The sequence below is a fragment of the Methylobacterium sp. WL9 genome, assembly GCF_008040035.1.
Lineage (GTDB): Bacteria > Pseudomonadota > Alphaproteobacteria > Rhizobiales > Beijerinckiaceae > Methylobacterium > Methylobacterium thuringiense.
Genome location: NZ_VRVE01000133.1, coordinates 1 through 6,313, shown reverse-complemented (window position 1 = coordinate 6,313; position 6,313 = coordinate 1). Strand labels below are relative to the sequence as shown.

The following is a 6,313-nucleotide window of genomic DNA, read 5'->3' as shown; positions in this document are numbered from 1 at the left end:
CCCCTACCCCTGCCCCTCCCCACGAGGGGGAGGGATGGCGTCGCGCCTCCCGCACCCGGCCGATGAAACCCGAACCGCCCGCTCCGACTTGAGCCCGGGAGGAGACACCCGATGCCGTACGAGCTTCACTACTGGCCGATGATCCAGGGGCGCGGGGAGTTCGTGCGCCTCGCCCTTGAACAGGCCGGGGCGGACTATGTCGACGTGGCCCGCCTCCCCCATGAGGACGGCGGCGGCACCGACGCGATGATGGACCGGCTCGACGCCGAACCGCTGCGTCCGCCCTTCGCTCCGCCTTTCCTCAGGGACGGCGATCTCGTCATCGGCCAGACCGCCAACATCCTGCTCTATCTCGGCCCCCGCCTCGGCCTCGTCGGCGCCAGCGAGGCAGACCGGATCTGGACCCACCAGATCCAGCTCACGATCACCGACATGGTCGCGGAGGCGCACGACACGCACCACCCCGTCGCGAACGGCCTCTTTTACGAAGAGCAGAAGCCGGAGGCCCTGCGCCGCGCGCACGAATTTCGCGAGAACCGGATGCCGAAGTTTCTGGGCTGGTTCGAGCGCGTGCTCACCCGCAACCCGGCCGGCGCCCGCCACCTCGTCGGCGACGCGCTGAGCACCGCCGACCTCTCCCTGTTCCAACTCGTCGACGGCCTGCGCTACGCCTTCCCGAACGCGACCGCGCGGACGCTGGAGGCGACGCCGCGGGTCGTGGCCCTGGTGCAGAATGTCGGCCGCCTGCCGCGGGTGGCGGCGTATCTCGCGAGCGAGCGGCGGTTGGCGTTCAGTGAGAATGGGGTGTTTCGGCGGTATGCGGAGTTGGATGGGTGATCAGTCGGTGTCGTCGTGCTCGCGGTAGAGGGCTTCGTAGTCTCGGCCCCCGTGGAAGATGTTCGTGATGAGCACGCGCGTTTCGTCGATCGTGTAGGCGATCACCGCCGAATGCTCGAACGGTACCATGCGCAGGCCCGGCTTCAGATCGTCACGGGATCGCCCGCTTCGAGGCGCGTCGCCGATGCGCTCGCACCGTGTAATGATCCGCCGGATGAAGTTTTCCGCCGTTGCGTTGTGCTGGCTCACAAGCAGCACCGTGTGAAAGATATCGGCAAGGTCGGCACGGGCTTCCGGCTGGAATTCGACACCCAGCCTATGCACGTCTGGCAGCGTCTTCCTGCGCCTTGGCGAACAGAGTCTCCATGTGCTGCCTCACTTCCTCGGTGCTGAGGGAAGGCCGCGGATCGTCCAGCGAGCGCCGGATGCGAGCCCGGATGGCATCCAGCCGCTCGGCGTCTTCGAGGCGCTGGCGCTGCCAGAGGCGCACCGCGTCGCGCAGCACTTCGCTGGTCGACGCGTACTCGCCCGCCTCGACGCTCTCGCGCACAGCGCGGAGCATGTCGGGCGTCATCGTGATGCTGATCTTCTCGGCTGTCGCCATACCCGACCGCCTCCCGCTAATGACGCAGGATGGTAGCATAAAATGCGACGACATGAATCTCCACAGTGGCCAGGCAGGCGACATGCACCGCCTTCCCTCGCCCCTGCTCGGAAAGTAAAGGCTCAGCGCCCCCCAGGCCCCTGACACACCTCACAAAAAAACGTCGATCGCCCCGACTGCACGATCCGCGAGACCCGCCCAACACACCCCCGCGTCACGCAGGCATGCCCGACCCGGTCGTAGACGCGGAACCCGTGCTGGAACGACCCCCGCGCCCCGTCCGGCTGCGCATAGTCCCGCAAGGTCGAGCCGCCCGCCGCCACGGCCTCGGTGAGCACCGTCCGGATCGCCTTGGCCAGCGCGTTGGCCTTGGCCGTCGGGGTGCCGTCGGGCTTGGCGAGCGTTCCGGCCATGGCCAGCGGCGAGAGGCGGGCGCGGTGGAGGGCTTCACAGACGTAGATGTTGCCGAGGCCCGCGATCAGGCGCTGGTCGAGGAGCGCGGCCTTCAGCGGCGTGATCTTGTGGCGGAAGAGTCTTGCGATGGTCGCGCCGGTCAGCGCCTCGCTCAGCGGTTCGATCCCCATGGCGGCGAAGTGCCGGCACGCGGCCAGCGTGTCGGTCGGCACGAGATCCATGAAGCCGAAGCGGCGGACGTCGTTGTAGGTGATGGTCGCGCCCGAATTCAGAGCCATCACGACGTGGTCGTGCTTCGTGTTGCCGAGCGCGCCGTCGAGATAGAAATCGCCCGGCGAAACATTTTGGCCGTCCGGCAGGGCGACGTCGAAACGGCCGCTCATGCCGAGATGCATGATCAGGCTCTCGCCGGAATCGAGATGCGCGGTGAGGTACTTGGCCCGGCGCGCGAGGTCGGTGACCGTGCGGCCTTCGAGGCGCTGTGCGAAGCGCTCCGGGAAGGGGAAGCGCAGGTTCGGCCGCCGCAGCGTCACGCGCGAAAAACGCGCGCCGACCAGCGCGGGCGCGAGGCCCCGGCGCACGGTTTCGACTTCGGGCAGTTCGGGCATGGATAGGATCGTCAGGCTTGTTGTAGGAATTGTTTCACGTGAAACATGCGACCCGTGGCGTCATAACCGGTGTGCCGCGGCTTCTCCACATGGCGGTTCCGCGGCGCATTCGCTATGAGGCGCGGGCGGGAGCAGGGATCGGGACGGTATGAGCGCGGCAGACGACGGCACGGCTGATTTCGGCTTCGAGCGCGTGAGCCTCGCCGAGAAGCAGGGCCGCGTCGACGACGTGTTTCGCTCGGTGGCCAAGCGCTACGACGTGATGAACGACCTGATGTCGGGGGGGCTGCACCGGGCCTGGAAGTCCCACCTGATCGGGATGCTGCGGCCGGGCCCGAACCGCCCCTTCCGCCATCTCGACGTGGCCGGCGGTACCGGCGACGTCGCCTTCCGCGTGCTGGAGGCCGGCGGCGCGCAGACCCAGGTGACGGTGCTCGACATCAACGAGGCGATGCTGCGGGTGGGGCAAGAACGGGCAGACAATCGGCGCGCCGGCACGCGCTATGGCGAGCGCATCGATTTCGTCACCGGCAACGCCGAGACCCTGCCGCTGCCGGGAAATACCTTCGACGCCTACACCATCGCCTTCGGCATCCGGAACGTGCCGCGCATCGACGTGGCGCTCAAGGAGGCGTTTCGCGTGCTGAAACCGGGCGGGCGCTTCCTCTGCCTCGAATTCTCGCGGGTCGATCTGCCGATCCTGGAAAAGATCTACGACGCCTATTCCTTCCACGTGATCCCGCGCATCGGCGAGCGCGTGGCCGGCGACCGCGAATCCTACCGCTACCTCGTCGAATCCATCCGCAAATTCCCCTCCCCCGGGCGTTTCGCGGCGATGATCGAGGAGGCCGGGTTTTCGCGGGTGACGCACCGGGTGCTGTCGGGGGGGATCGTGGCGATCCACTCCGGCTGGAAGGTGGCTTGAGTGGCTGGCTCCCTGCCTAGGTTTTGCGACGATGCGCTTCCCTCCCCCTTGTGGGGAGGGATTGAGGGTGGGGGTGGCTCCGCTTGCCTGCGTCCCGGCAGGCGAAACCACCCCCACCTCCTACCTCCTCCCCACAGGGGGGAGGAGAAGCTCGCACTGAGCTGCACTGCTGTGCCGGTCACGTTTGGGGCTGTTCCGCTTTGCTAGGCGCCCTCTTCCACTTCGTCCGCGGCGCGCATGTCGGCTTCGTGCTGGCGCGGGAGGGCGGGCTCGCGCTGATCGATACGGCGGAGCTGCCGCCGCATCTGCGGCTCGCGCTGAAGGTCGGGCGCTCGCTGGAGCGGCGGGGCGTCGCCGAGCATGCCGGGGCGAGTCCCCTGGAGCGGGCGCTGACCCGGCTCGGGCCGTCCTACGTCAAGTTCGGGCAGTTCCTGGCGACCCGCCCCGACATCGTCGGCATGGCCGCCGCGCGCGATCTGGAGCGCCTGCAGGACCGGGTGCCGCCGTTCCCGCAAGGCGTCGCCATCCGCGCCATCGAGCAGGATCTCGGCAAGCCGATCGGTGCGCTGTTCGCCACCTTCAGCGAGCCGGTGGCCGCGGCCTCGATCGCGCAGGTGCACAAGGCACAGGTGCTGGACGCCGACGGCACCCTGCGGGCGCTCGCGGTGAAGGTGATGCGGCCGGGCGTGCGGACGCAGTTCGCCCGCGAGCTCCAGGCCATGCGCTTCATGGCGGGCATCGTCCACGCCCTCTGGCCCGAGGCCGAGCGCCTGCGCCCGCGCGAGGTGGTCGAGACGCTGGCCCGCTCGGTGATGATGGAGATGGACCTGCGGCTCGAGGCCGCCGCCATGTCCGAGCTCGCCGAGAACACGAAGGGCGACGACGACTTCCGGGTGCCGCGCCCGGAATGGGAGCTGACCTCCCGCAACATCCTCACCAGCGAGTGGATCGACGGGATCCGGCTCAGCGACCGGGACCGCATCGTCGAAGAGGGCCACGACGCCAAGGCGCTCGGGCGCTCGGTGATCCAGTCCTTCCTGCGCCAGGCGATCCGCGACGGCTTCTTCCACGCCGACATGCATCCCGGAAACCTGTTCGTGGACCGGAACGGCTGCCTGACGGCGGTGGATTTCGGGATCATGGGCCGGCTCGGCCTGCCCGAGCGGCGCTTTTTGGCCGAGATCCTCCTCGGCTTCATCACCCGCGATTATCGCCGCGTCGCCCAGGTGCATTTCGAGGCCGGCTACGTACCGCGCCACCACTCGGTGGACGACTTCGCTCAGGCCATCCGCGCCATCGGCGAGCCGATCCACCAGCGCCCGGCCGACGAGATCTCGATGGCCAAGGTGCTGACCCTGCTGTTCGACGTCACCGCGCTGTTCGACATGAGCACGCGCACCGAACTCGTGATGCTGCAGAAGACCATGGTGGTGGTGGAGGGCGTCGCCCGCTCGCTCGACCCGCATCTCGACATGTGGACCGGTGCCGAGCCGGTGGTGAAGTCCTGGATCGCCCGCAACCTCGGGCCGCTCGGCCGCATCGAGGGCGCCGGCCGCGCCGCCATGACCCTCTCCGACGTCGTCTCCGACCTCCCCGACATCGCCCAGCGCGTCCGCCGCATCATGGTCCGCCTCGACGAGGAGGGCGCGCGGGACGTGCGCGCCCTGGAGCGCATCGCCCGCGCCGAGAAGCGCCGCGCGGTCTGGTCGACCCTGGCCCTGTGGGCGATCGCGCTCGGGGCGCTGGTGATGGCGTTCAAGTGAGCGTGTGAACGCCGGGGCCTGCGAGGCCATCGCGGGCGATCGGGCAGATCACGTCATCGCGAAGATTTCGGATCGTTCTTCAAAGGCCGGCTTTTTTCTGAAATAACCGGACGCCACGCCGCTTGCCCGGCGCATCGACTGAGCGTGTGCGAACGGTCTTCTTGGACTGGATTATGTTTGGCTGTTCCGGCGCCGCAGTATGGCGGTGATCTCCTGCTTTCGAGCGAAAACATTCGTATCAATAGTTTTCGGACGTTGTTCGCTACTGAAAGCTCGACGAGCCGATCTGTCCGGTGAACCGTGCCAGGCGATGTCGTCTGTTCGGCATCGCGGCGTGCGGGCCGGCCCCGCGTCCTCTCGGACGACCGCACGCCTCTGGAACGGGGATCCCGGTAGCCCCGAGTCTTGACGCACGGCTCCGACTCCCCTGACTAGAGCCATGTCCCAGTCCCTCGGCGGCCGCCGCATCCTCCTCGTCATCGGCGGCGGCATCGCGGCCTACAAATCGCTCGACCTGATCCGCCGCCTGCGCGAGCGGGGCGCCGCCGTGCGGCCTATCCTGACCAAGGCGGCCCAGGAATTCGTGACGCCGCTCGCTGCCGCGGCGCTCGCCGGGGCTCGCGCGCATACCGACCTGTTCGACCGGGCGGACGAGGCCGAGATCGGGCATATCCGCCTGGCGCGGGACGCCGACGCCATCGTGGTCGCCCCCGCCACCGCCGACCTGATGGCGAAGATGGCCGGCGGCCACGCGCCGGACCTCGCCGCCACGGTGCTGCTCGCGACGACCCTGCCGATCCTGATCGCACCGGCGATGAACGTGCGGATGTGGGCGCATCCGGCGACGCGGCGGAACCTCGCGACGTTGGCCGGCGACGGCGTGGCGGTCGTCGGCCCCAACGACGGCGCCATGGCCGAGGCGGAATACGGGCCCGGCCGCATGGCCGAGCCGCACGAGATCGCCGACGCGCTCGAAGCCCTGCTCGCCGCGCGGGAAGAGCGCGGCGGTTTCGGGTTCCTCGCCGGGCGGGCGCCGGCGGGGGCACTGGCCGGCCAGGGGCCTCTGGCGGGCAAGGGGCCAACCTGCCGATCGGCGGGCGCAGCCTGCTCGAAGCGTCGCTAGAGGCCCGCATCAAGGTCACCGACACGATCGGCATCGTGC

6 protein-coding genes and 1 pseudogene are annotated in these 6,313 nt (G+C 68.9%); 4 read left to right on the top strand and 3 right to left on the bottom strand.

Annotated elements, in window-relative coordinates; all coding sequences use genetic code 11:
- Positions 1–111 precede the first annotated feature (111 nt).
- Positions 112–837 (top strand): glutathione S-transferase, encoded by a 726-nt coding sequence (locus FV217_RS21495; RefSeq protein ID WP_147820541.1) that lies wholly within the window; start codon positions 112–114, stop codon positions 835–837.
- On the opposite strand, the gene FV217_RS21490 is transcribed toward FV217_RS21495, so the two are convergent.
- The 3 genes from FV217_RS21490 to mutM form a co-directional block, all read right to left on the bottom strand.
- The gene (locus tag FV217_RS21490) at positions 838–1,161 is read right to left on the bottom strand and encodes a type II toxin-antitoxin system RelE/ParE family toxin (protein ID WP_147820539.1); all 324 of its coding nucleotides are present in this window, start codon (positions 1,159–1,161) and stop codon (positions 838–840) included.
- Complete coding sequence (locus FV217_RS21485) at positions 1,154–1,441, bottom strand: ribbon-helix-helix domain-containing protein (RefSeq protein WP_147820536.1); 288 nt, start codon at positions 1,439–1,441, stop codon at positions 1,154–1,156. Before FV217_RS21485 ends, FV217_RS21490 begins: the two co-directional genes overlap by 8 nt.
- 122 nt (positions 1,442–1,563) lie before the next feature.
- Positions 1,564–2,463 (bottom strand): bifunctional DNA-formamidopyrimidine glycosylase/DNA-(apurinic or apyrimidinic site) lyase, encoded by a 900-nt coding sequence (gene mutM / locus FV217_RS21480; RefSeq protein WP_147820534.1) that lies wholly within the window; start codon positions 2,461–2,463, stop codon positions 1,564–1,566.
- A 148-nt stretch (positions 2,464–2,611) separates the two neighbouring features.
- On the opposite strand from mutM, the gene ubiE reads away from it, so the two are divergent.
- From ubiE to FV217_RS21465, 3 genes and pseudogenes are all read left to right on the top strand, one after another.
- The gene (ubiE, locus tag FV217_RS21475) at positions 2,612–3,388 is read left to right on the top strand and encodes a bifunctional demethylmenaquinone methyltransferase/2-methoxy-6-polyprenyl-1,4-benzoquinol methylase UbiE (protein WP_147820532.1); all 777 of its coding nucleotides are present in this window, start codon (positions 2,612–2,614) and stop codon (positions 3,386–3,388) included.
- A gap of 200 nt (positions 3,389–3,588) precedes the next feature.
- Positions 3,589–5,151, top strand: coding sequence for a 2-polyprenylphenol 6-hydroxylase (ubiB, locus tag FV217_RS21470; RefSeq protein WP_147820530.1), 1,563 nt, complete (start codon positions 3,589–3,591; stop codon positions 5,149–5,151).
- Between the two features lie 439 nt (positions 5,152–5,590).
- Positions 5,591–6,181: pseudogene (locus tag FV217_RS21465) on the top strand (flavoprotein); the annotation flags it as partial.
- Between the last annotated feature and the right edge of the window lie 132 nt (positions 6,182–6,313).

Coding starts and splice junctions, on each gene's coding strand:
- FV217_RS21495 (WP_147820541.1), top strand. CDS start 112: ATGCCGTACGAGCTTCACTACTGGCCGATGATCCAGGGGCGCGGGGAG.
- mutM (WP_147820534.1), bottom strand. CDS start 2,463: ATGCCCGAACTGCCCGAAGTCGAAACCGTGCGCCGGGGCCTCGCGCCC.
- FV217_RS21485 (WP_147820536.1), bottom strand. CDS start 1,441: ATGGCGACAGCCGAGAAGATCAGCATCACGATGACGCCCGACATGCTC.
- ubiE (WP_147820532.1), top strand. CDS start 2,612: ATGAGCGCGGCAGACGACGGCACGGCTGATTTCGGCTTCGAGCGCGTG.